The organism is Lysobacter zhanggongensis (assembly GCF_046638635.1).
Lineage (GTDB): Bacteria > Pseudomonadota > Gammaproteobacteria > Xanthomonadales > Xanthomonadaceae > Novilysobacter > Novilysobacter luteus.
Genome location: NZ_JBJXHK010000165.1, coordinates 1 through 1,452, shown reverse-complemented (window position 1 = coordinate 1,452; position 1,452 = coordinate 1). Strand labels below are relative to the sequence as shown.

1 protein-coding gene and 1 pseudogene are annotated in these 1,452 nt (G+C 72.0%); both read left to right on the top strand.

The window, feature by feature from the left end; genetic code table 11:
- Positions 1–159: 159 nt before the first annotated feature.
- A complete protein-coding gene (locus ACKVMH_RS13475) occupies positions 160–525 on the top strand; it encodes a response regulator (RefSeq protein WP_215219625.1) in 366 nt (121 codons plus the stop codon).
- A 14-nt stretch (positions 526–539) separates the two neighbouring features.
- Positions 540–809 (top strand): annotated as a pseudogene (locus ACKVMH_RS13715) (Hpt domain-containing protein); the annotation flags it as partial.
- Between the last annotated feature and the right edge of the window lie 643 nt (positions 810–1,452).

Here is a 1,452-nt window from a genome sequence, read left to right as displayed (position 1 = left end):
CGCGGCCGGGCTGCAGCTGCTGCACGCATTCGTGCGCGACCGCGCCGCGGCGGGCCGCAGCACCATCGTCACCCTCGCCTCGCCGACCCTGGCCGACGCCGCGCGTTCGCTCGCGCTCGCCGCCAGCCTCGGCGTCGATACACCCTCCGGAGACCCCGCGTGAGCGCCAACCTACTGATCGTCGACGACTCCACCTCCATGCGGCAGATGGTCGCGTTCGCACTGTCATCGGGCGGCTTCAACGTGCGCGAGGCCGAAGACGGCCAGGCCGCGCTCGACATCGCCCGCACCGCGTCGTTCGACGCGGTCGTCACCGACGTCAACATGCCGCGGATGGACGGGATCGAGCTCATCCGCCAGCTGCGCCAGCTGCCCAACTACAAGTTCACGCCGCTGCTGATGCTCACCACCGAGTCCGGCGGCGACAAGAAGATGGAAGGCAAGGCCGCGGGCGCAACCGGCTGGCTGGTCAAGCCGTTCGACCCCGACCAGCTGCTCGCCACGGTCCGCAAGGTCCTGGGCTGAGGGAGCCCAGCGCCATGGACATCACCCAGTTCCACGCCGCGTTCTTCGAGGAGAGCCGCGAAGGCCTCGACGCGATGGAGTCCGGCCTGCTGGGACTGGAGGCCGGTGGCGCCAGCGCCGACGTCGTCAACGTCATCTTCCGCGCCGCGCACTCGATCAAGGGTGGGGCGGCGACGTTCGGCTTTGGCCGGGTCACCGACCTGACCCACCTGCTGGAAACCCTGCTCGACCAGGCCCGCAGCGGCCAGCGCGTGCTGGACGGCAGCGCCGTGGGCGTGCTTCTGGAAGCNGGCTTTGGCCGGGTCACCGACCTGACCCACCTGCTGGAAACCCTGCTCGACCAGGCCCGCAGCGGCCAGCGCGTGCTGGACGGCAGCGCCGTGGGCGTGCTTCTGGAAGCGGTCGACGTGCTGCGTGGCCTGCTCGCCGCCGCCGAACAGGGCGACGGCGACGGTGACGGCGCGGTCGACCACGCGGCCCTCGCGCATGCGCGCGCCGGGCTGGACCGGATCCTCGCCGGGGCGTCGCCGGAAACGGTGGACGGCGCGGCGGGCGCTTCCGAGGCATCAACGATGGCCGGCGGCCCGGACCACTGGCGCATCGGTTTCCGCCCGGAGCCGTCGCTGTTCATGAGCGGCAACGACCCGCTGCGGATCCTGCGCGAGCTCGAAAGCCTCGGAGAGCTCGGCGCGACCTGCCTGGACGACCGGCTGCCACCGTTTTCCGAACTCGACCCGTTCGAGGCCCACCTGGCGTGGGACCTCATGCTGCCCGGCAGCGTCGCCCGCGGTGCGATCGACGAGGCGTTCGCCTGGGTCGAGGACCAGTGCGAGCTGACCATCGACGCGGTCCAGCCGGAGGCAGCCGTTGCTGCACCGGATGCCGACGATGCGGCCGCGGCTACCGCGCCCGCGCTCGGCGCGGACG